This is a genomic window from Anaerobacillus sp. ABA4_114 (genome assembly GCF_056159065.1).
On sequence record NZ_JBSWUM010000001.1, the window covers coordinates 3,385,598 to 3,411,703 of the forward strand.

Here is a 26,106-nt window from a genome sequence, read left to right on the forward strand (position 1 = left end):
TTTATTTCCCTCCGTGCGGGATTCTAAGTTGTAGATACTCTCTTGCTTCTTGAGGAGTCATTGGTTCTAGACCATGACCATGAAGCATCGTAACGGCTTTATCAACCAGTTGTTCGTTCGTTGCAGGAACGCCTTTACTCAAGTAGATGTTATCTTCAAGCCCTACTCGAACGTTTCCTCCAAGCAAAGCGGATTGAGCTGCGATCGGCATCTGCATTCTACCGATTCCAAACGCTGACCAGTGCGCATTCTCTGGAAGACGATTTCTCATATAAAGCATCGTTTCAGCATCTGCTTCTGCTCCCCATGGAATACCGAGACAAAACTGAAACATTGGGTCACCATCGATTAATCCTTCATCGATCAATTGTTTTGCAAAGCGAACGTGACCTGTATCAAAACACTCAAGTTCAGGCTTCACACCACTTTCTTGTATAAGCTTTGCTTGTTCACGCAACCAATCAGTTGGACTCATATAGATCATGTTACCGAAATTCGTACTTCCGCAATCCAGCGTGCACATTTCAGGTAGTAACTGACCTACAGGTTCATGGCGCTCTTTCGGTGTTTGCATATCTGTACCTTCTCCACCCGCAGATGGTGTGGATAAGCTAGGGATGAAATCTCCCCCGCCTCCAGATGTAATGTTGATAATGACATCCGTCTCCGATTCACGAATGCGTTCCACGATTTCACGGTAATGGTCTACGTTGTGACTGATCCCACCTGTTTCAGGATCGCGAGCATGAACGTGGGCGATTGTTGCCCCTGCTTTTGCTGATTCGATTGCAGACTCTGCAATTTCTTTAGGTGTGACAGGAACATTTGGGTTTTTCTTTATCGTATCTCCTGCACCCGTTACTGCTGCTGTTAACAATACTTTTCCTTTCATCAAAATGTCCTCCTTTATCTGTTATCGATTATTATTTTTGTCTTTCCAAGCCAGTTGAAACTATACCATCTGGACTGTTTATTTTCAAGCCGTTATTTCTACAGAATTGAATCATTATAGAAATAAAAGGAACATCCCGTACTTCCACTACTCTAACCGTTACAATCACCTATAGATATTGTAAAACCTCATTTTTGCTCAAAACATGCCAAATCTACTACTCTTTCCAACTTAAATACACTATACTCTTCTTTTCTTTTGTATGCTTACCTTTCAACACTTTGAAACATTACCGTCCGGATAGTACATTTTACAATTGTGTTCACAAATCGGAGAAATAAATAAGAAAGAAGGAGAGTTTTCATGTCAACAAACATCATGGACTGGAAGACGTTTTTGGGGGCATTAGCCTTACTCATCTTTGTATCATTACCCTTACTCATCTTTCCTCAGCAAGGGAAAAACATTGTTTTAACACTGAATGATGTTGTCACAGGACACATGGGGGTAGTATTCCTTACCATTGGATTATTATTATTGCTTTTTCTTTTATATATAGGCATTAGTAAATATGGAAACATTAAATTAGGAAGTACTGAAACGAAGCCTGAATTCTCAACAGGATCTTGGGCTGCCATGTTATTTACAAGTGGAATAGGCACCGGAATTCTATATTGGGGCGTTATCGAATGGGCTTATTATTATCAAAGCCCACCTTTTGGAATCGAAGCTGGAACCGAGGAAGCAGCGAGATGGGCGGCAACGTACGGCTTCTTCCACTGGGGACCAATCGCGTGGAGCATGTTTGCAATCCCTGCATTACCGATCGGCTATTTGTTTTATGTAAAAAAAGTAAATGTATTTAAAGTTAGTGAAGCATGCCGTCCACTTCTTGGAAAGCACACGGATGGTTTTCTTGGGAGACTGGTCGATATCCTATTTATGTTTGGACTTATTGGCGGTGGTGGAACAGGACTTGCTTTATCAGCACCAATCATCTCTGCAGGGTTAAATCATCTCATTGGTGTACCCGATACATTTGTTACAAAATCCATCATTTTGGTATTCTGTACGATGATTTTTGGTTTAAGTGCATACTCAGGTCTTAAAAAAGGGATTCGCCTTTTAAGTGATATCAACCTGTGGCTAGCATTTATTCTATTAGCCTTCATTTTCACGGTTGGACCAACCACGTTTATGACTGAATCTACCGTTACTGGGCTTGGTCGAATGTTAGACAACTTCTTCCTTATGAGTACATGGACCGAACCTTTTAATGACCTTGGCGTATTCACAAAAACAGCTTTTCCAGAATCATGGACTGTCTTTTATTGGGCATGGTGGATTGTCTATGCACCATTCGTCGGTCTTTTCATCGCAAGAATTTCCAAAGGACGTACGATCCGTCAGGTCGTTTTTGGTACGATTCTATACGGAAGTCTTGGAACAGTCCTATTCTTCGGGATCTTAGGGAACTATTCAATGTACCTTGAGCTAAGTGGACAATATGCTGTCATTGAAACACTAAACCAACAGGGGGCGCCTGCGGCAATTATCGGCACACTTACAAACTTGCCTTTTGCAAGTCTTGCCATCATTGTGTTCGTCCTTCTCGCGACCATTTTCTTAGCGACTACGTATGACTCTGGATCTTATGTCATCGCTTCAGTGACTCAAAAACGCGTTGAGGGAGAACCGGTCCGTTGGAACAGATTGTTCTGGGCACTTTCACTATCGATTTTGCCGATGATCTTTATGTATCTAGGAGGATTAAAAACGCTCCAAACGATCAGTATTATAGGAGGATTTCCGCTATTGATCATCCTTCCTATGCTTGGCTGGTCTTTTATTAAGCTAGTCAAAGAAGATACGGAAAATCATATACAAAAGGAAAAACAAGCAAGCTGATAACGCGAGTCACGATGATAGCTATATATTGAACTAGAATTCTGCTAGTGATACGATATGGTAAGATTTGAAAATATAGTTGAGAGGAACAGATCGATGCCTAGAGAATCAAAACGGCACAAAATATTAGAAGCTGCTGCTCTAATTGTTCATAAGCGTGGGATCGACGCTCTAACGTTGGATGCTGTTGCAGAAGAGGCAAAGGTAAGTAAGGGTGGACTTCTCTATCACTTTCGGAGCAAGGAAGCTCTAGTGGAAGGGCTTGTCCTCCATATGAACAACCTCTATCGATCTAATGTTGAGAATGCCGTACAAGAAGATATAAACCAAAGTGGCAAATGGACAAGAGCTTTTGTCAAAGCGACGTACGATCAAAGTCTTAAAAATACAGAAACAAGTGCTGGTATGCTTGCTGCTCAAGGGATTAATCCTGACCTTCTAAAACCTTTGCAACAAACATATGCGAACTGGCAAGAAAACATCGAGGCAGACGGATTAGATCCTGTGAAAGCAACTATTTTAAGACTTGCTGTCGATGGATTGTGGTTCTCTGAAATCTTCAGCCTTGCACCGTTAGATGAGAAACTACGGAAGCAAGTCGTAGATGCACTCTTAGAACAAACCTATCCAAATAAAGAAAACAAATAAAAAAAGCACTCGCTTCTATGTTGAGCGAGTGCTTTTTTAAGCTCGAATTCCAATAACTACCACATTCAAAGTATTTTCTTCATCTTAAACACTTCTCTCAAACTAACAAAATCAGGGATACTTTCCCTATACTTCTGATAATGAGGCGAGTTTATATGTGCTTCTACCGCTTCTTCATTTTCCCACACTTCAATCAGAATGTAATTTGAATCCTGCATAGACTGGTGAACATCATACTGGATACAACCCGCTTCTTTCCTTGATGCTTCCGTTACAGTCTTGAGTACATTGTACACTTCTTCCTCATGGCCTTCGATTGGCTTTAAGATAGCTGTGATGACGATTTGCTCCACTATTATTCACCTCGTTATTGTTAACGTTCATAGTGTGAACAAATCGGTAGCGTTTTAAACGGTTCACCCTTATCGAGCAGGCTTAAGAATCGTTCGCTGTAACGGCACTCCCCCAATGCTGACGTTTCGTTCAATAAAAACGTATTCTTTTCCATCGATTTTAAATGTTCGGTAGCCCGTATACTCCACCTTACGTCCTTCGGCTTTTAGCTTATTCGTAATTGCTTTTACATACTCATTGAAGTCCGTATATCGCTCATCAAAATCTATTTGAATATGTTCTTTTCGGTAACCCATGAGAAAATTAAATCCCATCAACACTAAAATGAAGACAGGAATCATTAGTACGATCATCCAAAGCTCCATACGACGTCCCTCCTCTTCACTTACTTTATTTACGTATTACGAAGGGGAGACGTTTCACCTTCCGTTCAGAATCAACGGTCTTTACATGCTTTGACGATAAGAAAATGAGGGTTCGTCATGAGATATTCATATGATTTTGGTTCTTTTTCCTGCATGATTTTTGCTGGCTTCGGTTCGATGAGCTTCTTAAGAGTGAAGTATCTTGTCACGACGTTTACAATATCCTGCATCGCTCTACGATAAAACGTTACGTCGATCGTAACTTCTGGCTTTTTCCATGTATCGGTAAGAAGCGTCGTCTCAAAATAATCGTTCACGTTAAATCTGGTAAAGTCCATAAAGGGATGATGGACGGAAAAAATGAGTTCTCCTCCTGGTTTTAACACTCTTTTAAATTCAGCAAAAACAGTGTCCCAGTCTTTTAAGTAATGAAGGGTTAACGAACTCACAATAAGATCGAACGACTCGTCTTTAAATGGAAGGCTTTTCGTAAGATCATGTTGAATAAAATCAGCGTTTTCTCCCACTCTCCGTTTGGCTGCTTGGATCATTTCTTCACTAATATCGATCCCCGTAACGGTAGCTCCACTTCCAACAAACTGTTCTGAATACCACCCTGCTGAACATCCTGCATCAAGTACGTTCATTCCGGTAAGATTTTCTCTGATCTCGCTCATTACTCCTGGTCGTTCGTAATACGCATTGTATGAAGACCCCTCATCTGTACTCTTTTCATATGTACGAGCTAATTTGTTATATGTCTCTTCAATCGATTGATTCATGGACGTAATCCCCTTTTTATCATCGTTTGTTAGTACTTTAGAATGGAATATGTTCAGCGATGTTTCGTTTTCCTTCAATTCGTCAATGTCATATATATACCTCAGAATAAGGAGGAGATGGAACATGGCATTATTAGAAATAAGCGTAACACCAGTCGGCACAGGTCAAACAAGTATGAGTCAATTTGTAACTGATGCAGTAAGGTTAGCTGAAAAGGAAGGCTTTACTTACCATCTTAGCCCAACCTCCACAGTTTTTGAAGGGAATGTTGATGAGCTATTTGAGCTAGCAAGAGACATCCACACGCAGGCTCTAAAAAGTGGCTCCGATAGAGTCATCACCAACATTAAGATCGAGGATCGCGAGGATAAACCCCTTAACATCGATAGTCAAATCAATGAAGTGAAAACTGAATTAGGATCATAATAAGAGAGAGCTGGGTGAGCCAGCTCTCTTCTTCATTACCTAAGAATTTGCCTTTCTTACAAACCAAAAAAGGATGAAAGCTTTAGAAGCGATCATCCTTTTGAATTGCTATATTGGATCTTTCCAGACTCTTTATACTGAGCAAGTTCGAGTTTAAGCTGTTTCTGTGTACGTTTCTTATCTACATTTAAGAAAATAGCTGATACAGTAATAAAGCCTACTGTTAATAATAAAATTTGCAATGTTAATTCGATTGTCATGATCTATTTCTCTCCTTCAATCGTTATCTAATTATACCGCCGTTGTGCTGGTAATCATATCTTTACCCGCTTTTCACACTCCCTAAACACCAGCGAATTTTATTGACTAGTTTTCATCGATCTACGAAAGGAAACAGAAAAGGAGAAGCGAATAGTGATAGTGATGAACGAATTTTAAGAAAGCAGCACCTTTAAGGGTGTAAGGTAGCTTACAGTAATTGAAGGAATGAATGATGTACGCTGTACACAGATCAATGTATAAATCCATTATGGAGGTTAATCACATGATCACACTTTATACATCGCCAAGCTGCACCTCGTGCAGAAAAGCGAAAGCGTGGCTAGAAGAGCACGATCTTCCTTATGAACAGCGCAATATTTTCTCTAAGCCGCTTAGCGAGGAAGAAATCAAGGCGATCATCAGAATGACAGAAAAGGGAACAGAAGAAATTATATCCAAACGTTCAAAAGCGTATGTTGCTCTAGAACAAGAACTCGATGAGCTCTCTCTACAAGAGCTATACAACTTGATAAAAGAAAACCCTGGTATATTAAAACGACCAATTTTACTCGATAAAAAACGTCTTCAAGTAGGGTTTCATGAAGATGAGATTAGAAGTTTCCTTCCTAGGAAGATACGAGCATTTCAGCTAGAGCAAATCCTTCAGCAAGCATAAAAGCAGGCGCACTCCGCCTGTTTTTTTGTATGGTTAAGTCAAGGTTCAAAAGGGTATAAGAATGAGATGGAATAAACCTTTTAACTGGAGGCAGTATCGCTATGTACAAAAAGATTATGCTCGCATCCGATGGATCTGAAGACTCTGTTACAGCAGCAGAGGAAGCGATCAAGTTAGCAAAGCTAACGGATGCACAGGTCGACGTCATCTATGTGGTTGACGGAGACACATCCAAACATGATGTTCTACGAAACTGGGATTCTCTCGGTATAAAAGAAGATCGTAAAGATAAACTTCGTGCCGTCGAACAAAAAGCCGTAGAAGCGAAGTTAACATATGAAATCAACATGCTTAGAGGAGATCCTTCTGTGACACTCGTTAAATATGCGGATGAAAACGAAGTCGATCTCATCGTGATGGGAACAAGGGGCTTGAACGTCTTACAAGAAATGGTGCTAGGAAGTGTCAGTCATCAAGTCATTCAAAAAGCAAGCTGCCCTGTTCTCGTCGTAAAATAAACCTTTGCTATAACAAGAACAGCCTAGAGGCGTGATGCCATTACAGGCTGTTTTTTTATTCGCAACACACCCCCTCATTCCTGCAACTTATCCGTACATACCTACCTCTTATCTTATAACTGATGACTTCCAGTATTTCCAGTTTTATACTAACCTTAAGAAAGCCACAAACCAAAGGATGAGTTACAAATGAAAGTCTTACTCGACGTCGACCGTAAGCACGAAGAAACGACTGTTACCATTCACTGCAGTGAGATGGACGATTCTATTAAAGATATTCTGGATTTTCTTAACGAAAAGAAAACAGATCTTCTTGTTGGGAAAAAGGGAGAACAACAGCACTTAATTAAACCAAAAGACATTCATACCTTTCATTCTGAAGGTGATGCTGTCATTGCCACAACTTCAGATGGTCAATTCAAATTAAAAGAAAAGTTATACGAGTTAGAAGAACTTCTCCCATCGAACAAATTCATCCGGCTTTCTAAATCGGTACTCGCTAATCTTTACAAAATCAGTCATTTTGAACCTTCGTTCAACGGTACACTCTCAGTCCACTTTCACTCTGGCGGAAAAGAATACGCTTCAAGACATTATGTAGGCAAGATTAAAGAAGTTTTAAAAATGAACAGGAGGAACAACTAAATGAAAACATTTTTATTCAGAAGTTGTATCGGACTATTCTTTGGAGGATTTCTAGCCATCTTATTCACGTACGCTATGATCTTCTTCGGTGACCAAACAACGCTCGACGCTAGTCTTTTTGTAAAAAACTCTTTAGGCTCCATCTTCTGTGGTTGGCTATTTACTGTCTCCCCCCTCTATTTTGAATGGCACTCACTAAAGCTCTCACAGCAAACAGCGCTACACTTTTTGACCGTTATGATCTTCTATTTTATCCTTGCCTATGGAATCGGCTGGATTCCACAAGGTTTAGCGAATACCGTACTCTTCATCGCAATCGCACTCGTGATCTATGCAATCGCATGGGTTGGATTTTATCTATACTTTAAGAACGAGTCGAAAAAAATGAATGATGACTTGCAGCATATTAAGTAATAGAAACGCTGCGACCGTCTTATTCGGAAGGTTTTCTTATGAAAAGTAAAATATGGATACCCCTTTAGTCGAAATAGAAGGGTTTGTTAGGATAAGGTAAAAGGTCAACTATATTTGTTTAATCAACTTAGAGGTGAACACATGAATCTGATATTTGGAACGCTAGTTATACTCATCGTCCTCTTATCGTTATCGATCCTTCTATTCAAGTTTAACAAAGAAGATTTTATCAATCGGTACGAAAGTGGAGGCGGGAGCCTTTATACAGATACCATCGTCTACGTATTAAAATTCCTACCTTGGCCAATTGTCCAGACGTTCTTTATTCTTTCTGGCATCGCCATTATAGCGGGGGTATTGGTAACACTTTAGGTTATAAACTAAGAAGGGGGACCCATTCCGTTGTGGGTCCCCCTTCTTTATAGAATAGCCTAAGTATCCATTTGTGACCTTACTATCAAAAAAAGCTAGTTTTGAAACATGCGAATCAGCACACCATTTTCTTCAACATCCGGCATAAAGAATGTCACACCATAGCTTGTGCCTACAGCCATAACCGCTGTCCAAAAAACTAAACTGATCATCATCCAGCTTGTTACTTTCCTCCTATTTGAACCGAAGCTCATCCCCATAAACGCTGAGATGTGAGACCCGACAAAAAAAGGACCGATCAGTGTTAATCCAGGTAAACCATACTTATCAAAAAGCATTTTTGCTCGCTTCCCTTTTTTCGACTCTTCCATTCCTTCACCATTCGCTTCTATGGACTCGTCTTGTGTACCTTCTCTCATGCGTTTTTGTTTTCGCTTCCCCATCCAACTCTTTACTTTATCGACAAAGACAATCAACAAAACGACTGTCATTGCATTTCCTAAAAGAGCAAGTATCGCTGTTGGGATCGGAGACAAACCTCCGATGATCGCTAGTGGAATGACCGCAACAAGTTCAAACAGCGGAACCGCTGCCAGGATAAACACCAATAGATACGAAATAAACATTGTTTCCATTCTCCTTTTTTATCATTTGTGAAACTAGATCGCTCGTTCTCTAACGCACTCACCAACTTAGAGAATCTTCGTATCCAGGTATACCTGTGCTTTCCGCGAGCGTTATCTCAGCCTTTCGTTCCTTCGCATTGACGAACGATTACATCAACAACGTGCTCGATCGGTGCGGTTGCGTTTATCATCACTCCGTTTTTTGGAATGTCTTCTTTCATACTATGCAGCCGCATAATCAGCTCTCGCTCCGCTTTCTTGCCACCAAACTCCTGCTCAGAACGTTCAAGAAGTCGTTCCTTCAGTGTAATGCTGTCGATCTCTAGGATAAACACCTCGTCAAACAAGTCGATGAATTTCATGAAGTTCCTAGATCCACCGCAGAAAAATGTTGCTTCCTCATCCTTGTTTTCGATCAGTGCTTTTACTCGATCAATATCCCAAATGTGGTTCTCGTGCCCGGCAGTATCCGTTCGTTCACCTGAATCAGGATCCCCTTGATAAGCCAGTTCACGATCACCATGAATCGCATGGTATCCTCTTCGCTGCAACTCGTTACACACGGTCGTTTTACCTGTGCAGGAAACGCCTTCGATCAGATAATTCCTAACACCCATAACAACACTCTCCGTTTATACCGGCGGACCGTTACCGTCACTAGCTCGATCAAGAATATGAGCACTTTCACTCGTCTGCCTGTCTGACTTGGTAGGTTTCTTCATTCCAAAGATCTTCTCGAGTGCAAAGCCTAGAATGACTAATAATGCGATTGAACCCCACATGATGATTCCTATTAATGTCATGGTACCGCCTCCTGTAAAAAACTCTCTACCTACTGTACGATTGGAGGACTAAAAAGTTTCAAAGGTAGCATAAAGAAAGAAGCTGGAGAATGATTGCCAGCTTCTACTTTTTCAGAAACCTAGAATATTCTGGTCCTTATGACGTAGGAGCTATCCTAACCAATTATATCGCGTTAATTTCATTCGTTTATTTGAATTAAAAAACTTAGTAAAGCGAGCATCCATAGCTCTTAAAGTTTTCTCGGCAGTCTGAAGCTCTCGATCATTCGCCAGCTTCTTCTTTTCTCACACATGAAAATAAGAGGAACAATGGAATCTTCCTTCTTCTCTCATACTCTTCATCGTCTGAAAAGTTTTCTTTAATTGGCGTTGCTTCCCTCAAGTTTTCTACGACGAATCCAGCATGTTGCAATATCATAAAATACTCTTCAATCGTACGATGATATTTCACAACATGTTCACCGATCCATGGTTCTACCCTTTTTCCACTTACAAAATAGTCATCAACGATCCAACTCGACCGCTTTCCATTCTTCATGCTTTCAAACGATGCGGTAAGGAGCGGATGCTGTACGCTAAATACGAACTTCCCATCCTCTTTTAACGTACGCTTTACCTTTTTAAGTACATCTTCTAAATCTTCTATATAGTGAAGAACTAACTGAGAAACAACGGTATCATAAGCAGCTATAGGATAATCAAAGTCTTGAAGACTAGTATGAATTGCTTTGCCCTTCGTCCCGTTCAGGTATTGTGAAGCACGTTGGATCATATTGGCAGAACCATCTATGCCCGTGTAGTCATGGCACTCGCTAAGTAGGTTACCAAGAGATGCATCTCCACACCCGAGGTCCAAGATTCGTTTTCCTTTTACAGATCCCAGAAGCTTCAATAAAACAGGTGTCTCGATCAAGTCATTCGGACTTTCTTTACGATGTCTTCTTTTCATATAGTTGTCGTAAAATGTTTGATTATCGTAAACTGATGAATTTGTATATTCCATTTCTTCCTCCGATGTTAGGTAGATTGTTTGATCGCCTTCGTAGCGATAAACGTTTTGATATAGTTATCGATCAACCTTGTTCCTCCAAAGTCATCTTCATAAAATCCTGCGATCATAAGCCCAGCATCGATCTGTCCTTGAATTTGATCTTCTAGCGTATGACCGAACTCTAGTGTTTCATTTCCTGCATCTCGCTCTTTCGTTTTCATTTCTTCGATCGATGAAAATGGTATTGAATTTTGAACATCAAGAATCCCTTTCTCCTCTTGTTCATCATCAAAAAGATATAACACAGGATTTGTAAAGCCTGAGATCAGCGTTCCGTTCGTTTTTAACACTCTCGCAGCTTCTTTCCAAACAGGTAACACATCTTCCACGAACACATTTGAAACGGGATGAACGATGATGTCGAACGTTTCACCATCGAAAAAGTGAAGATCTGACATGTCCCCTTTTATTGTCTTGATCGATAGATCGTCCCTTTCTGCTACAAAGCGATCCTGCTCAAGCTGCTTTTCAGACATATCGACCACAGTAACTTCTGCGCCAGCAGCTGCAAGTAGTGGTGCTTGTTGACCTCCGCCTCCAGCGAGGCACAGAACGCTTAGTCCTTTAAGTGTAGGTGGAAACCAATGTCTAGGTACAGGTTTTTCAGTTGTAACGCTGATCGCCCAGTCACCACGTCGAGCGTTCTCAACTTGGTCATGGCTCACGTATTTCGTGTACCGACTACCCTGTTTTACTTTTTCATCCCATGCTTTACTGTTGTGTTGACTAATTTTCATAAGTGCCATCCCTCGTTTTCTAGTAATACGAATTTCCACCCTACTTCTTCTAGATTCCCTCAACAATTCCCTTTTACAAAGACGCTCTTCCATCCTACCTATCTCCTATACTCCTTTCGTTGTATTCCCTTCTAGTGCCAACAAACCAACCTTATAGGCTCTTGTCAGTAAAGCGCACATTTTGTAGAGGGAACCTTGATAGACTGATAGAAATTCGTATCCATGCTACTAAAATAGGGAGGAAATTGAAGTTATGAACAAACGCAAATTAGTTTCAATGCTAGGGGTAGGGGTAATGGCTGGCTCTCTTTTTACGACGAGTGGAGCAAGTGCTTCTAACGTTACAGGTCCGATCGTTGAGAGAAGTGTAACGGATCATGAACACCATTCCTCTCTGATGGACGTTCGAAATGTACTGAACGATGTGATGCCAACTGCTGAACAGCTGAGTGCTGCTGACTCGTTCATCAATACAGCGGGGACGGGAACAAAAATAAAATGGAACTCACTTTTTGGGACACCATCCATGATCATGAAGGAACAAGGCTACCTAACAGAGGCTTCGAACAAAAATGCTGAAACGATCGCGCGTGATTGGTTAAAAGAAAACGCAGCGATGTTCGGGCTTTCTTCTTCTGACATCGATCGTTTAAACGTAACGCGCAACTATGCGATGAAAGGAACAGGACTGCAGCCTGTCACCTTTCAGCAAACCTTTGACGGCATCGAGTCCGTGTATGGAGGACGTGTGATCGTCGCAGTGAACAAAGAAGGAAAGATCCTTTCCGTAACTGGCAACATGAGCCGTGCAAAAACGTTAGCAGATACGTTTGAGCTATCTTCAGCAGAAGCGCTGAGCAAAGCGATCTCGTTTGAAAATGCCTCCCTTTCTTTCACACCGGAATTAACTGAAACAAAAAACGGCTGGGATGTGTTTGACGGAGCTGGGATCCTTCCTACCGTTCAACGTGTGAAGAAAGCAACGTTCATTACTGAAGATGGCGTTCGTCCTGCCTACCGCGTCCTTTTCATCGAGGAACTCGACAAAGGCCATGAGATCGTCGTAGACGCATCGACGGGAGAACAGCTCTACAAACGTTCGCTTGTTGATCATGTAGCAGATCCCGAAGGACTCATCTTCGAAAATTATCCAGGCTCTGCGAAAGGCGGCTCACAGGTCGTTAAATCATTTAAAGGTGATCCAAAAGCTTCTCCAAATGGCTGGTTGATTCCAGGAAGCCCTCTTGGCGTTACGACATTTGGTAACAATGCAAACTCCTATGCTAACTGGAGTAACTTTCTAGTCCCTGCCGATCAGGCCGTTCGCCCTGTTGCTCCGTTAGGTGAATTCAGTTTTACGTTCAAAGATTCGTGGCGTGAGACGAATGGACAGACCGTTCCTCCTTCGTATGCGGACGATGTGAACAGCGCGTCAACAAACTTGTTCTACCACCATAATCTTTTTCATGATTACTTTTATAACCTTGGGTGGGTAGAAGAAGCAGGTAACCTGCAGGCTTCAAACTTCGGGAAAGGTGGACTTGGCGGCGATGCGATTCTTGGCCTCGTTCAAGCTGGAGCTGCATCAGGCGGCGCACCAACTTATACTGGTCGTGACAATGCGTACATGCTGACGCTTCCTGACGGCATACCTGCATGGAGCGGTATGTTCCTGTGGGAGCCAATCCCAGGGGCGTTTGAAGGAAACTATGCTGACGGCGACTTCGACGCTGGAATCATCTATCACGAATACTCGCACGCGTTATCAAATCGTCTCGTCGCTGGTGGAGAAGCACTCGGCAGTCACCAATCAGGCTCGATGGGTGAAGGCTGGGGTGACTGGTACGGCATGCACTACCTCATCAAAAACGGACTTCAAGAAAAGCCAGTCGTCGGTGCTTACGTAACTGGAAATGAAGAACGCGGAATCCGGAGCTATGCACTTGATGATGCCCCTTATAACTATGGTGATATCGGCTATGATATCGTTGGTCCTGAAGTACACTCTGATGGCGACATCTGGGCAGCGATTCTTTGGCATATGAGGGAAGAATTGATCGATCAGTACGGAAAACAAGAAGGAGAATCGATCGCTGAACACCTTGTCATGGATGCGATGCCGATATCTGTACCTGAGCCTTCCATGGAGGAGATGCGTTCAGCCATTATCGCTGCAGACTTCGAACGCTATGATGGAAAGCATTATGATGCACTTTGGACTGCTTTCTCTCAGCGTGGACTCGGCTCTGACGCTTTCTCTAACGGAGGTGACGACACAGATCCGATCGCTGCATTCAATCATCCTGATGGAGACAGAAACGGTCAGCTCGTTGGTCAAGTTATCAATGCGTCTACAAAACAGCCGATCGAGGATGCTCGCATTATGATTGGAGAATTTGAAGCAAGAACGACCCCTGTATCTGTTACAGAAAGTACAGGCGGTTTCGCAGAGTATGTAGTGGAAGGAACGTATGACATCACCATCCAGGCACGCGGATACGGCTCACGTACGATTCGAGACGTAAAGATCGAACCAGGTAAGACCAATAATTTAAAATTCAAGCTGGCACCAAACGTTGCTTCGTCCTTTAACGGCGCTACTGTTACGGACGTATCCGGTGAATCTGATAGCAATCCTGTTAAACTAGCGATCGATGATACAGAAGCAAGCGTCTATGCATCCGACACCCAGGAAAATGGTTTCAAAGGCTCAGACTTTATTGTAGACCTTGCTGGTGACGAAGCGGTCGATGTTTCTCATATTCAGGTGAGCGCAGCTAAGGATGTTTCAAAAGGACGCTTTGCCACACTGAAAAACTTCTCCGTTCAAACATCGATGGACGGTAAGAACTGGACGACTGTTGTAAAAGAGAAATTTAAAGCTCAAGATCCTAGACCGACGATCGCTGACCTACACTACAAAGGATTTGACCTTGATCAGCCGGTTAAAGCCAAATACCTAAAGTTTATCGCGCATGATTCTCAAGATAACTCGAATGGGTATGTTCAAGTTGCTGAGATCCAAGCGTTTGCTACGAAAAAAGCAAAGATCGAACCTGTAACGGTTGCACCTGAAGAACCTTTTGTTGCGGAAGGTACCGTACAAGCTGGTAACGCTGGAACAGGAATCGGCAGCCTTGCCGGCGTCCCTGCTACCCTTGCAGTTACAGAAAACGAGTTTGTTACTACCCAGAATCCAGAACCAGCTTCTCAAGGTTCAGATGGTTACGTTGTTACCCTTCCAGAGCAGTATGGTGATGGCATTCATAACTTTACGTTAGAAGGTGGAAGCACTGCTGCTGACTATGATTTTGATGTATTCTTCTACAACAAGAACTTCGAACAAATCGGTGGAGTAGCAACATCAGGTGCCAACGAATCTGGCGTCATCCCCGGTGGCACAAAGTATGTTTATGTAGGACTCTATTCAGGCGCTAACGTCCCGTTTACGTTAACTGCTTCTAGTCCTTATTAATGAAAAAAGCGAGCTCGTATTTTCGAGCTCGCTTTTTTTTATTTAATTTGAAAAATATAAACTCATTCCAAGATATATCATATAAAATGAGCTTAAGAAAGGAGTCTAGGAAATGCATAAAAAAGACATATACGTATCATTGATCCTATCATCACTTTGCTTAGTCGCAGGTTTTTTTGTGGTCCCTTATCAACTTGAGACGTTAAAAACAACTATGCCTGAACAACATGCTGAACTAATAAGCACGCTTCCATTTCCAATAAGCGTTTTATCATTGATCACAGCCATTCAACTTTTCATCGTATCCTTCATCTTAGCTTTTCTAGGAATGAAACTTGCGAAACGAACCGGTTTATCGCTCAAGCTTCTGCCTGAATTGGTTACTAAGCAAAAGGTCAGCCTCCATAAAAGGTCGCTGCTACTGTCATTGCTATTTGGTTTGATCACTGCATTTGTAATTTCAACAGGAGATCGATTCTTTTTTCAATCTCATATCCCTCCACTGAGTGCCTACACACCTTCTTTTTCACCACTTGGTTTATTTGTTGGCGTAATGTATGGCGGAGTTTTTGAAGAGATTTTAATGAGATTATTCCTGATGTCTTTCCTAGTTTGGATCATCAACAAAGCTTTCAATCGTAAGAAGGAGATCATCCCTGCCACCACTTACGTCATTTCAATCATAATCGCATCTGCTTTGTTTGCAGCAGGACATCTCCCTGCAACCCAGCTGATGCTAGGCGATTTAACACCACTTTTAACGATTAGAAGCTTCTTACTCAACGGAATCGGTGGCCTTTTCTTTGGATATTTGTATTGGAAGAAAGGATTTGAATATGCGGTGTTCGGACATATGTTCAGTCATATCGCCCTTCAATTGTTATTCATTCCGATCTATTACTAAGTGTGATGAATGGCAAAGGCTTAACGATGCATAAGCCTTTGCTTTCCCCTTAATACGGGTAAACATATGGATCTTTTGGTGCATCAATTCTCTCCATTTGATCTGGTTTTAGGAGCATCATCTTTTGGCCATTAAAGGAAGTCTCTTCAATCGTGCCAGTCACCTCTACCCATGTATCTGTTTCAAGCGAAGCGATCTTATCGCCCTCAACCATCGTTCCATACACATTGGCATCAGCAACACAGCAGTTCATCCCAAACCTTGCTAAAACAACTTGATTATCTTCAAAACCTGGTTCTCGATAGATAAACCCTTTAATGGTCAATGTTTTTCCAATAAATTGCTCGAGGTTAAGATCGATCGTTGTAATGACATCGAGATAATTTTTATCGGTCACGTTAATGTGTGTCTTCTTCGAATATTTTTCTGCAAGCTCATCATACTTACTATGATCCATCGAATAGCCGACCATCTCGTCTGACGGTTCATTCTCTTCATTCTTCACTCGCTCATCCATTTCTTCCAAATAGCCTTCAGGATCTTCAAGAAACGCATCGACATCTTGTGTATTCTCGGAATCTTCAGCAGCAGCTGAGCTATCAGGTGGCTTCGTGTATAAACCTCCACCGTATTGAATCCCTCTATTTGCAGCGACGGAGCTATCGATTACTTTCTGAGGTAGTCCTAACCCCCCTACGATTGGTAGGATGAATAACAAATAGATGATCGTCTTCCGAACGAACGACCCTTTCATTTGATGATCAGCACCACAGTTACATTCAATTTCTTCTGCAAGATTTGATGACAAGCTTTTAAAGAACTGAAAGATTCCGATAAGAAAGAAACATGCCCCACCAAAATACACAAACGGAAGCATCTTCGGGGCGATATACAACTGAATGGTTTCATTCAAAATGAACTTCATAATGAGTAAAGAAAATCCTATCATTATGATCGCTCTTAAAAACATATGAAACTGTAATGATGCATTATTCTCTCGTTCCAAACCTCATTCTCCTCTCTCTTATAGTAGAAATTTATCGACCAGCATGACTGAACAAAACGTTACGATTGAAATCGTGATTACTAGGGCTAAAACAAATTTTGTTTTAAAATATGCTAAGTACATAAATAGATTCTTTAAATCTAGCATGGGTCCATAAACAAGAAATGCAAGTAAGGACGTACTAGAAAACTGATTTGAGAATGAGGAAGCTACAAATGCATCTGCTTCTGAACATAGAGATAGGATGAACGCGAATCCCATCATGATCGCAGTTGAACCACCTTCACTAGACGTAAGCGATGCAATCACATTCCGATCAAGAAACCCGTTTACAACACTCGCTAAAAACGCACCAACGATCAGATATTTGCCCATATCGAAGAATTCGTCACTAGCATGATAAAGAGTTTGTTTCCACTTGCTCCTCTTCATCGTCGTTGTATAGCTTGTCCTTCCAATAAGCTCTTCTTTCGTCCATCTTAATTGATTTGTATTCGTAAAAAGTTGATACATTACAAACCCAATCACAATCGACAGAACAAAGCCAAGGCCCATTCGCAAGTAAAGAATCGTAAGGTCATTCTGAAAAGCGTAATACGTAGATGCGGCTACAATTGGGTTTAGAATCGGAGCAGCCATAAGCAGAACAACACCGAATTGAAGCGGCATCCCCTTTTTGATCAATCTTCTTACTACGGGAATAATCGCACATTCACAAACTGGGAATACTGCTCCAAGTAGTGCTGCAGGCACCAAGCCTAAGTAAGCATGTTTAGGCAGCACCTTTTGTAGAAGTTCTTCAGATACAAACGATTGGATAAGTGCCGATACGAATACACCTAGTAAAACGAATGGAATGGCCTCCAACAGAATACTGAGAAATAAAACATTCACGTTTAACCAAGTGTCAGATACGACGATATCGAAGTAGTCGAGCACCTGGGTATTGAAGAGAAATAACGTGACAAATATGACAAACAGAAGTATCCCAACAAGATCTTTTATACCATTAACAATCCAGCTATTCACAAGCTCAGCTCCCTGTTGCTAACTCTTGTAAACTAGTGTTCAATTGTTCTACGTCCAACCCGTCACCAATCAAGATGATCACGTTCGACTCTTCTCTACTCTTTATTCGTTCAAAACGTAATTTACCTGAAGAAAACTGAATTAGAAATTGTCCAGGAGTCTCTTTAAATTCTACGATTCCTTTTCCTCTTAAGACCTCTTTCGGTAAATTTTCTACCCATTTATTTAGCTGAATACGATTCAAGGTAGGGACATCTTCTATTTTGATCGAGCGAATCGTAGAGTGGTTATGGCGATGGGGATCCGTTTGTCGTGAATTCAAGTTCGAACGCATATAGCGTTTCTCGAATAGTTCCTCACTATCAATTTCTCCAAAGGATGTTTGGAATACCGGTACATCTTGTTTCAAAATGCCGTTGATCTTCTTCTCTACTTTTGAAAGCGCTCCGGGTTTCGTAAGATCAACTTTGTTAAGGATAACCATGGTCGCACAAGAGATTTGTTCATGTAACAGTTTACGTACTTCTTTGTTACTTGAGAAGATGTTTTGGAATTCAAGAAAGCTACTCCCGTCTACTACGCTGATCATTGAATAAAGATCAAAACACTCGATGAACTCTGGACTTAGTAAAGCATCTTCTATATCTCTTGGATTCGCAACGCCCGTCCCTTCTATTAACAGTAAATCAATATCTTCATCTTTAAACGATCTGAGTGTTTCCTTTAAGTCGTCTTGGATCGAACAGCATATACAGCCATTAAGTAACTGCTTGATGTGTTGTCCCTCAAAGTAATCAGCTTCAACATTTTTTTCTCCCAACTCGTTTAAGATGATTCCTGTTTTTAACCCTCTCCTTTTACTCTCTTTAATCATATGTAGAAGAGTCGTGGTCTTCCCGCTCCCCAGGAAACCACTGATCATATACACTGGTAATGTCATTTTATGTATTCCTTTCATTTCATTAATTTTTAACTTTTAACATCATAACATGAATCGTAACGATTTTGATTTGCAAATCGAAATTGTTACGATATTATAACATACAGCACGATCAAGAGGATCTTTATTTATGACATCGGAAACTAGGTAATTGCTAGGATTACTAATGTTCATAGTTGCTTTAACAGCTAGTGGTGGGTAAGAAAACGGTACTTATGACACTGAGAAAACTGAAAAGATTACGATTTATACAACGCTGTTTCACATTGAAAGATTTTACAAGTAAATCAAAGTAAGGTTTATTCCTGTAAGGAAATGCTAGGTTTTTTAAACAAACTAAAAGCTAGTGTTCATAAGAAACACTAGCTTAATAACAGTGATCCATTTACCGCTGTCCTTCATTTTCTAAAAAGCTAAGTGAAGGCAGGTCAGCTGCGCTCTTCGTACTCACTCGCTGCAACATATATTCAAGGAGGAAAAGATAATCTTGTTGATGATCCGTGTTCTTCGCAACCTCAGATAATTGCTCGAGAATATACAAGCAGTCATTTTCATACAAGCTATAATTATCGAATCCTAATATCGTCTGGCGGGCAAATTCCCACAAATCATGATGCACTTCTTTATCCATCGTTTTACTCATGAGAGCGATCATCGTTAACAGCTCCGTCATAACTGTCGAGTTCTGATTAGCGTACTCACGAATGGAAGCGAAGCCTTTATGAAGGAAATATGGAAAGTTCTTCTGGTTTAACATGATTCGAAGATCCTCATCCTCATCAAAAAGATAAGGAGAGAAGTTTCTCGTCTGCCCGATTGTCTTCAACAAATCAGCGATCTGATGAATTGTATTCGTTGCTGTTAAAGGATCATTATGACCCAACGCCTTGATCGCTACTTCAGCAAGCTTAGTCAATCCATACTCTAAGTCTTGTATTTCAGTTTGCTTGACGCCTACTTCCACATACTTTAAATACCGCTCTGGATGAATACGTTGTCCATATTCCCAATAAGTAAAGAGCGGTGTACCTTCTAATACGAACTCCCCAATTCTTACGTTGAACTTTAATAACACATCATCTTTTTTCGTGTGTTTGATCAGTCTTGAAAAGTCCGCAACTTGCAGGTAGCCAGATTGATTCGCTTTGATTATCTTGCCATCCGTTTCAGATGGAAGAGATTCTGGTTCCTTCTCAAGATGGTATGAACGTAACTCTTTTTCAAGAGATGCCTGAACGGATTTTGACTTGGCATTCATATTAAAGCTAATGTTATGAACCTGCATCCAAGTTGTTGTATGGTTAATAAAATAAATGAATGTCACTGCAGCCGTAATCGCAGTTAAAATAGACAGAACAGGTGTCGCAACAATAAACTCCTCTTCTCCGTGTGTAACGTATAAGAAGTTTAAAAGCACATAGATAAAGCTTCCATTAAAAATACCTAGCACGTGTTGTGTCGCTCGATCGCTAACAAAGTTTACAAGCATTTTGGAAGAAAACTGTCCGCTGAACGTCGTCAGTGCGACGAGTAAGGAGTTGATTGTAAACGCACTTAAGGTCAGTACGCCGCCTACTAGCGCACTTAGAAGCACTTGCAAGGTCTGTCCGCTAAAACCGATTGCGGGTGGCAGATATAAGCTAATATCAATTACATAATCAAGATAAAAGGTGAAGACAGATAAACCGATCGCTCCAAGAATATACCAAAGGGGCATAAACCATAGCGTCGATTTCAACTCAATTTTCCGTTGACGCCTCGACATCTTAAAGTATTTCTTAATGTAGTATAACAACCCCATATAATCACCAATCTACCCTTCAAAGTTTTAAATACTTCTATTTCTACCCTGCACAAAAGTGAATTAACCTGATTTTTTCATATTTCTTTATGAAAAATGAGTAAAATAATAAAACACGACCCCGTTATCCGGAGTCGTGTTTTCGGTATGTTATGGCATGAGATACGTTGCATAGAAACGGGTCATCGCTACTGCAAAGTCACCTTTCGTAACCTCCTTCGTTGGTGCAAAGGAAGCCGTTACAGTTGGCTCTAAATCATATGGACCCTGAGTCACATCAAAATATGCGTTAAGGATGTTTAGATCGAGCGCTAGCTGAACATAGCCTTTTAATTCAGTCGGTACTTCTGAAGCGTCTTCAAGCTGAATTCGCTCACCGTTATACTGAACCGTTATCTGCTCGTTCGTTGATGCCGCTTCTTTTTCTAGACCAAGGCTTTGTACGAGAGAATAAGCAAGCTCTGCTCTTGAAACCGTGCCTTTAGGATTAAAAGCTCCATCCGCTCCAAGCATGATACCTGCGTCATCTTGATTTATGTCTTTCAGTGCCGCACCTGTCGCAGTCACAGCTTCTACATAAGCAAGGTCTGTTGAATTCACATCGCTGAAATTATTTCCTGAAGAAGGCAGTGATTGCACAACGCCAGCGCCCATCGTTAAGAATTTCGCAAGGTCGATTCTCTTAAGTTTACTGTCTGGTTTGTAGTTCCCTCTTTTATCAGTGTCTAATAGTCTTTCAGACACACCCGCTTTGATCGCTGATTCTGCAGGGTGTCCACTAACATCATTCAACCCTTTGAATCCATTCGCTTTCTTAAAGGTTAATTCCCCATCGATCGATTCCGGAAGAGCTAATCCATTTAATCCTTGCAGTTCAACTGTCCATGTTCCAGCTTCAGGTGCTGTTACTTGAACAGTGCGATTTGTGTAGAGTGTGAACAAAGCTGAAATTCCTGAGCTATACTCCGTTCCGTCTGGAGACGTGAGCACAAGATTGATCGTATTTCCTGTTTCACCGAGTAATCCCTTTGCATTTGCACGAGCCACAACTTCTGTTGTTCCTTCTTCAACTTTGAACTCATACGTATTGTCATTTGCTGCACTGTAATCAATTGTGAAAGGCTCTCGTTTCACTTCCATATCTACTGATGCGTTAAACGTATTCGTAGCATTTAGTGTTTGGCCGTATTCTTTCGATTGATGAAACGCCTTATCTACCGCTGCGTAAGCGTTAGCGTAGCCTGCGCCAACTTCCCAAGCTTCATATCCTGGCATGTTCGTTGCTGTATCTTGAACGATTTGTTTTACTTCGAGTGGAGATAGTTCTGGGTTCGCATCCAATATAAGGGCTACAATCCCTGCCATATGTGGTGCAGCCATCGATGTCCCGCTCATCGTCGTATAATACGGGAGGTATGCTGGCTCAATCATTTCTGCATCTTTATCGGCTGAAAGCCCAGTCGTTGGTGAAATCACACGAGTCGAGATGATGTCTTTTCCTGGGGTCGTGATCGTTGGCTCATCCACCCATTCGAACGTCTCGCCATCTACTGTAACTGTACCGCCTTTCCCTTTCACGCCTCTTGATGAAAAGTCAGCCAAATTACCTTGCTTATCCCCAGCTGCGACCGTGATTACCCATGGTGCTTTTTTGTAATTACCAGTGATCGTTGACTCAGCGGGCCCTGAGTTACCAGCAGAAAAGACTGTTACGATACCACGATCATATAACTTTTTCGTTGCAATGTTGATTGGATCTTCAGGGTCAAAATCTGTTCCTGAATCACTCGTCGCTCCCCATGAATTTGTGATTACTCGAATGTTGTATTGTGCTTGATGGGTTAACGCGTAGTCAAAACCACCGATCGTATCTAGAATTGCTAAACCAGCTCCAGAGCCATACCCTATCAAGTTCGCCCCAGGTGCCACTCCTTCATGCTTACCTGCTGATTTTGCTCCGTTTCCTCCTACGATACCTGCTACGTGAGTCCCATGCCCCGAATTATTATCTGTGTTTGGTACATCTTCAACGTATGTAACGGGAGCTAGTTCATTTAGAGAATGTAAATTCGTTGAAGCTAGTACATTTTGTACAAGATGATCACCGAACTTAATATCACTATGCGTACCATCAACGCCACTATCGTTTACGACGACGCCAATGTCCTTACCTGATACAGGCAACCCGCCATTCGCTTGCCTCATCGCATCGTCGACTCGGACACGATCGACTCCTGTAAGTGCAGTTGATTCAGCATTCTCATATTCTAGTTTTTCATTAAAATAGATCGAACGCACTTCAGGTTGTTTCGCTAGTTCCGTAATTTGATCTGCAGTTGCGATTATCCCTGCAATCGGTAAGCTTTTAAACGATAACCCTTTTGCAATCCCCAATTGGGTAAGTACATCTAACTGTGATGAAGTGGGTCCCCCGTCGCCGTGAAAGGTGACGATTACTTCCAATCCTGTTAGCTGCTTCTTCATCATCTCTTGAAGCGTTGAGCCGATTGTTGCGTTAGAATCCGTTCCTGTCGCAGACGTTTGTAGCGTCGTGCCAAAAAGCGTAGAAACTACTAATAGGATCGCTAGTAATAGTGACTTTATTTTCATTTTGTTTCCTCCCATTCAGAATATTCTCTTTCTTTTATTATCCTGAATGGGGGACGATTTAGCTATTCCACTTAAGATGTAATTTCCGACCTATAAGGACTATATCCCCATAGTACCAATGGCGTAGTCAAAAAAAAGCCGGGTTCTCCTTAAGGAAACCTGGCTTTCATGACCGTTGTTATGGTAATGGCACGAGTTGATTTTGCACCGCATGGATAATCGCCTGAGAACGACTTTTCACATTGAGCTTCTTATAGATTTTACTAACATGGATTTTGACGGTTTTATCACTGATAAAAAGCTTTTCACCTATTTCTTTATTGCTCATCCCACTGACGAGACAAATCAATACTTCTTTCTCACGCTCGGTTAGCTCCGTTTGACTTTTAGATTCTTGCTTTTGATTATAGTACCCTAGTAGTTTTTTTGTTAAAGAAGGGTCGATGATGGATTCGCCCTTTGCAACCGTTCGTATTGCTTCTACTACTTGTTCAGAAGGTAGATCCTTAAGCAGATACCCATCCGCTCCTTCTCGAATGGCTGCCATAAAGTACTCGTCATGACTATGCATCGTTAAGACGAGTACTTTTACATCCGGGTAATCCTTTTTTAAGATGGCAGTCAGTTCGATGCCATTTTTGTCTGGGATGTTGATATCCATAAGAACGACATCAGGATTGCACGCCGAGAGTTGAGTCATCACTTCGTTTCCGTTCACCGCTTCACCGACTACTTTAATATCATCTTCCATTTCGAGAATGTTTTTCATACCATCCCTTAATACAGCGTGATCATCCACTAACAACACGTTGATCATGTTCCATTCCCCCCTCAAGACCTAGCTTCGGTATCGTTAATGTAATTTCCGTTCCTTCATTCTCTTTACTATCGATTTGTAACGAAGCTTCGATCTTCTCTGCTTGTTCATTCATGCTGAGTATACCGAAATGTGGATCCTTCTTTGCTTTGACCATCGCATCTAGAAGAGAAAAGCCTACACCGTTGTCTGTCATCTTCAACAATACATGTTCTTTTTGATAGCTAAGAAGGATCGTTACTTTTGTAGCTGCGGCATGTTTGATCGTATTCTGTACACTTTCCTGAAACGTATCGAACATTACCTTTTCCACCATAGGGCTAAGTGAGATCGGTTTCCCTCTCTCTTCAAACGTAATATCGAGCTTGAAGTCTCTCTTAATCACGTCGATCCTTTTAATAATCGCCTGTTTCAAACCGACTCTCTCTGTCTCGTAAGGTCTTAAGGCATAGATCGATTCCCGGATATCCCTTAAGCTAAATCGCAATTTATCAAGGCTATCGAGAATGATCGAATGTGCTTCAGCTGGCTTTTGATAAAATTTTCGGTGAGCTGTCTCAAGCTTCATCACGGCTCCTGCGAGCGACTGTGCTACGCCATCATGGATATCTCGTGCAATCCGGTTTCGTTCTTCAAGCACAGTCCGCTTTTCTTGTTCAAAAATCAACATCCTCGTTTTGATGACTACAGCAAGCTGGTTCGCAAGCGTTGCGACAGATTGGATGTCTTCTTGCCTGAAACTTTTCGTTCTGCTCCGTGCTACAGCAAACATCCCGAGGGAATTTCCTTCTAGAATGATCGGAGCAAAAACGAACGAATTCAATCCGCTATTAAAACAGGACGGTAGCAACCCTGATTCTTGTTTTTTATTTTGATAGACGACAAGATCTTCAATCGATTCAAATTCGGCTACTTCCTGAGCAGTTAGAGGATGATCATGTTGAACCTGTCCATTTTGAAATCGAACGATCCATTCTCCTTCTTCCTTTACCCAAAGAACACTTGCATCGACTTCAATAAATTCATTCAAACTCGTTTTAATAGAATGAACCCAATCCTTTGTTGGCAGCCATTTATTTAATTCCGTAGAGATTGCGAAAAGCGCAGTCATCCGATTTCGCTCAGCCTGAAGTCTTACGATGATCGAGCTTAGTAATGCTAATCCAACTAGCGGAGAGAAAAAGAAGAAGTAAGAAAAAACATCGATTACACCTCGGTTTTGGTTCCCGATGTAAAACATGATTGCAATATAAACAATTGAAATAACAGCACTGATGGATTCAGATGTGAATTTTTTTCGCCATAGCTGCACGGTATACGGCTGAGGACGGATAAGCAAGACAAGATCAACAAGAACGTTATTGATGAAGTAGAAGAACAATGTTAACGCTAAAATATAGCTAAAAGAATAAGGCTCAAACTGAAACTGTTCCAATGCGACCTGAGCAAGAAAAACTGCTCCGATTAAGCTGATGATCAATTGTGAAGGGTTAAAAAATATGATACGAAGCGGCCTTCGTTGGATGATGTTGACGACGATAATACTTAAAGCGTATGTAACGACCACAAGTGGAAGGCCTTCAAGAAGAAAGAGGGTATAGAGGAGTGGAAAACTAAGGGACGTGAACCCCTTCCATATCGCAATTGGAAAATACTCTGTAACAACTATGAAACTAGCAAGTAGGAAAAACACCCACCAATTACTTGGCGGTGACAGTTGAAACACCATCCAACCAAACGCTGCTAATCCAACAACTGATACAAAGTACATAAACCACTTTGCGTTTTTTTCTTTTTTCTGAAGATGAGACGTCTGACCCATACCATTCTCCCCACTCTTTAATCTGAATTTTCTATCATATTATGATTTTACACGATTCTCACGACTTAATAAAGAAAACCTTGCTTTACTTCATAAAAGAATAGGAACATAAAATAAACCCGGAACTGGTCAAATGGAGAGACACCACTAACCAATCCCGGGCCAACCCGTATAGAACGGGTTTGTTAATTTCCATTATGTCAGAATGAGGCAAACCAACCTA

The 26,106-nt window shown here is 41.4% G+C and carries 27 protein-coding genes; 10 read left to right on the forward strand and 17 right to left on the reverse strand.

The window, feature by feature from the left end:
- Window position 1: 1 nt before the first annotated feature.
- Window positions 2-892 carry a beta-keto acid cleavage family enzyme gene (locus tag ACXAEY_RS17465; protein WP_474813803.1) on the reverse strand — a complete coding sequence of 297 codons (891 nt, stop codon included), beginning with the start codon at window positions 890-892 and terminating at the stop codon, window positions 2-4.
- 363 nt (window positions 893-1,255) lie between these two features.
- Between ACXAEY_RS17465 and ACXAEY_RS17470 the strand changes: the two genes are divergently transcribed.
- On the forward strand, window positions 1,256-2,800 hold the full coding sequence (locus ACXAEY_RS17470; RefSeq protein ID WP_474813806.1) for a BCCT family transporter: 1,545 nt from the start codon (window positions 1,256-1,258) through the stop codon (window positions 2,798-2,800).
- Between the two features lie 96 nt (window positions 2,801-2,896).
- Window positions 2,897-3,448, forward strand: a complete 552-nt coding sequence (locus ACXAEY_RS17475; protein WP_474813808.1) for a TetR/AcrR family transcriptional regulator — start codon at window positions 2,897-2,899, stop codon at window positions 3,446-3,448.
- Window positions 3,449-3,513: 65 nt separating this feature from the next.
- On the opposite strand, the gene ACXAEY_RS17480 is transcribed toward ACXAEY_RS17475, so the two are convergent.
- The 3 genes from ACXAEY_RS17480 to ACXAEY_RS17490 all read right to left on the reverse strand — a co-directional run bounded on the left by ACXAEY_RS17480 (window position 3,514) and on the right by ACXAEY_RS17490 (window position 4,949).
- Window positions 3,514-3,801, reverse strand: a complete 288-nt coding sequence (locus ACXAEY_RS17480; RefSeq protein ID WP_474813810.1) for a putative quinol monooxygenase — start codon at window positions 3,799-3,801, stop codon at window positions 3,514-3,516.
- A 69-nt stretch (window positions 3,802-3,870) separates the two neighbouring features.
- A complete protein-coding gene (locus ACXAEY_RS17485) occupies window positions 3,871-4,167 on the reverse strand; it encodes a hypothetical protein (RefSeq protein ID WP_474813811.1) in 297 nt (98 codons plus the stop codon).
- A 71-nt stretch (window positions 4,168-4,238) separates the two neighbouring features.
- A complete protein-coding gene (locus tag ACXAEY_RS17490; RefSeq protein WP_474813813.1) occupies window positions 4,239-4,949 on the reverse strand; it encodes a class I SAM-dependent methyltransferase in 711 nt (236 codons plus the stop codon).
- 124 nt (window positions 4,950-5,073) lie between these two features.
- Here ACXAEY_RS17490 and ACXAEY_RS17495 point away from each other — a divergent pair, with 124 nt between their 5' ends.
- Window positions 5,074-5,376, forward strand: coding sequence for an MTH1187 family thiamine-binding protein (locus ACXAEY_RS17495; RefSeq protein WP_270180763.1), 303 nt, complete (start codon window positions 5,074-5,076; stop codon window positions 5,374-5,376).
- A gap of 92 nt (window positions 5,377-5,468) precedes the next feature.
- Here ACXAEY_RS17495 and ACXAEY_RS17500 read toward each other — a convergent pair whose 3' ends face one another.
- Window positions 5,469-5,636 (reverse strand): hypothetical protein, encoded by a 168-nt coding sequence (locus tag ACXAEY_RS17500; protein ID WP_270180761.1) that lies wholly within the window; start codon window positions 5,634-5,636, stop codon window positions 5,469-5,471.
- A gap of 284 nt (window positions 5,637-5,920) precedes the next feature.
- Between ACXAEY_RS17500 and spxA the strand changes: the two genes are divergently transcribed.
- The 5 genes from spxA to ACXAEY_RS17525 all read left to right on the forward strand — a co-directional run bounded on the left by spxA (window position 5,921) and on the right by ACXAEY_RS17525 (window position 8,262).
- Window positions 5,921-6,313: a transcriptional regulator SpxA gene (spxA, locus tag ACXAEY_RS17505; RefSeq protein ID WP_474813815.1), complete on the forward strand. Its 393-nt coding sequence runs from the start codon at window positions 5,921-5,923 to the stop codon at window positions 6,311-6,313.
- A gap of 101 nt (window positions 6,314-6,414) precedes the next feature.
- The gene (locus tag ACXAEY_RS17510; protein ID WP_474813816.1) at window positions 6,415-6,831 is read left to right on the forward strand and encodes a universal stress protein; all 417 of its coding nucleotides are present in this window, start codon (window positions 6,415-6,417) and stop codon (window positions 6,829-6,831) included.
- Window positions 6,832-7,020: 189 nt separating this feature from the next.
- Window positions 7,021-7,476: a LytTR family DNA-binding domain-containing protein gene (locus tag ACXAEY_RS17515; RefSeq protein WP_474813818.1), complete on the forward strand. Its 456-nt coding sequence runs from the start codon at window positions 7,021-7,023 to the stop codon at window positions 7,474-7,476.
- Window positions 7,477-7,890 (forward strand): DUF3021 domain-containing protein, encoded by a 414-nt coding sequence (locus ACXAEY_RS17520; RefSeq protein WP_474813820.1) that lies wholly within the window; start codon window positions 7,477-7,479, stop codon window positions 7,888-7,890.
- Between the two features lie 141 nt (window positions 7,891-8,031).
- Window positions 8,032-8,262, forward strand: coding sequence for a hypothetical protein (locus ACXAEY_RS17525; protein ID WP_474813822.1), 231 nt, complete (start codon window positions 8,032-8,034; stop codon window positions 8,260-8,262).
- 95 nt (window positions 8,263-8,357) lie between these two features.
- Here ACXAEY_RS17525 and ACXAEY_RS17530 read toward each other — a convergent pair whose 3' ends face one another.
- The 5 genes from ACXAEY_RS17530 to ACXAEY_RS17550 all read right to left on the reverse strand — a co-directional run bounded on the left by ACXAEY_RS17530 (window position 8,358) and on the right by ACXAEY_RS17550 (window position 11,479).
- Window positions 8,358-8,888: a small multi-drug export protein gene (locus ACXAEY_RS17530; protein ID WP_474813823.1), complete on the reverse strand. Its 531-nt coding sequence runs from the start codon at window positions 8,886-8,888 to the stop codon at window positions 8,358-8,360.
- 116 nt (window positions 8,889-9,004) lie between these two features.
- Window positions 9,005-9,505, reverse strand: coding sequence for an AAA family ATPase (locus ACXAEY_RS17535; RefSeq protein WP_474813825.1), 501 nt, complete (start codon window positions 9,503-9,505; stop codon window positions 9,005-9,007).
- 15 nt (window positions 9,506-9,520) lie between these two features.
- On the reverse strand, window positions 9,521-9,691 hold the full coding sequence (locus ACXAEY_RS17540; RefSeq protein WP_474813827.1) for a hypothetical protein: 171 nt from the start codon (window positions 9,689-9,691) through the stop codon (window positions 9,521-9,523).
- A 262-nt stretch (window positions 9,692-9,953) separates the two neighbouring features.
- A complete protein-coding gene (locus ACXAEY_RS17545) occupies window positions 9,954-10,694 on the reverse strand; it encodes a class I SAM-dependent DNA methyltransferase (RefSeq protein WP_474813830.1) in 741 nt (246 codons plus the stop codon).
- A 14-nt stretch (window positions 10,695-10,708) separates the two neighbouring features.
- On the reverse strand, window positions 10,709-11,479 hold the full coding sequence (locus ACXAEY_RS17550; RefSeq protein ID WP_474814877.1) for a class I SAM-dependent methyltransferase: 771 nt from the start codon (window positions 11,477-11,479) through the stop codon (window positions 10,709-10,711).
- Window positions 11,480-11,732: 253 nt separating this feature from the next.
- Between ACXAEY_RS17550 and ACXAEY_RS17555 the strand changes: the two genes are divergently transcribed.
- On the forward strand, window positions 11,733-14,954 hold the full coding sequence (locus tag ACXAEY_RS17555) for a M36 family metallopeptidase (protein ID WP_474813831.1): 3,222 nt from the start codon (window positions 11,733-11,735) through the stop codon (window positions 14,952-14,954).
- A gap of 112 nt (window positions 14,955-15,066) precedes the next feature.
- Complete coding sequence (locus tag ACXAEY_RS17560) at window positions 15,067-15,858, forward strand: CPBP family intramembrane glutamic endopeptidase (RefSeq protein WP_474813833.1); 792 nt, start codon at window positions 15,067-15,069, stop codon at window positions 15,856-15,858.
- Window positions 15,859-15,907: 49 nt separating this feature from the next.
- Here the strand turns inward: ACXAEY_RS17560 and ACXAEY_RS17565 are convergent, their stop codons facing one another.
- The 7 genes from ACXAEY_RS17565 to ACXAEY_RS17595 all read right to left on the reverse strand — a co-directional run bounded on the left by ACXAEY_RS17565 (window position 15,908) and on the right by ACXAEY_RS17595 (window position 25,883).
- A complete protein-coding gene (locus ACXAEY_RS17565) occupies window positions 15,908-16,864 on the reverse strand; it encodes a TIGR03943 family putative permease subunit (protein WP_474813835.1) in 957 nt (318 codons plus the stop codon).
- An 18-nt stretch (window positions 16,865-16,882) separates the two neighbouring features.
- On the reverse strand, window positions 16,883-17,893 hold the full coding sequence (locus tag ACXAEY_RS17570; protein ID WP_474813836.1) for a permease: 1,011 nt from the start codon (window positions 17,891-17,893) through the stop codon (window positions 16,883-16,885).
- A gap of 4 nt (window positions 17,894-17,897) precedes the next feature.
- A complete protein-coding gene (locus ACXAEY_RS17575) occupies window positions 17,898-18,833 on the reverse strand; it encodes a CobW family GTP-binding protein (protein WP_474813838.1) in 936 nt (311 codons plus the stop codon).
- 385 nt (window positions 18,834-19,218) lie between these two features.
- Window positions 19,219-20,634: a DUF2254 domain-containing protein gene (locus ACXAEY_RS17580; protein ID WP_270180747.1), complete on the reverse strand. Its 1,416-nt coding sequence runs from the start codon at window positions 20,632-20,634 to the stop codon at window positions 19,219-19,221.
- 150 nt (window positions 20,635-20,784) lie between these two features.
- Window positions 20,785-23,244, reverse strand: coding sequence for a S8 family serine peptidase (locus tag ACXAEY_RS17585; RefSeq protein WP_474813840.1), 2,460 nt, complete (start codon window positions 23,242-23,244; stop codon window positions 20,785-20,787).
- Between the two features lie 178 nt (window positions 23,245-23,422).
- Window positions 23,423-24,061 carry a response regulator gene (locus ACXAEY_RS17590; RefSeq protein WP_474813842.1) on the reverse strand — a complete coding sequence of 213 codons (639 nt, stop codon included), beginning with the start codon at window positions 24,059-24,061 and terminating at the stop codon, window positions 23,423-23,425.
- Window positions 24,036-25,883 (reverse strand): GAF domain-containing sensor histidine kinase, encoded by a 1,848-nt coding sequence (locus tag ACXAEY_RS17595; RefSeq protein ID WP_474813844.1) that lies wholly within the window; start codon window positions 25,881-25,883, stop codon window positions 24,036-24,038. The genes ACXAEY_RS17590 and ACXAEY_RS17595 overlap by 26 nt, the downstream gene beginning before the upstream one ends.
- Window positions 25,884-26,106: the final 223 nt, after the last annotated feature.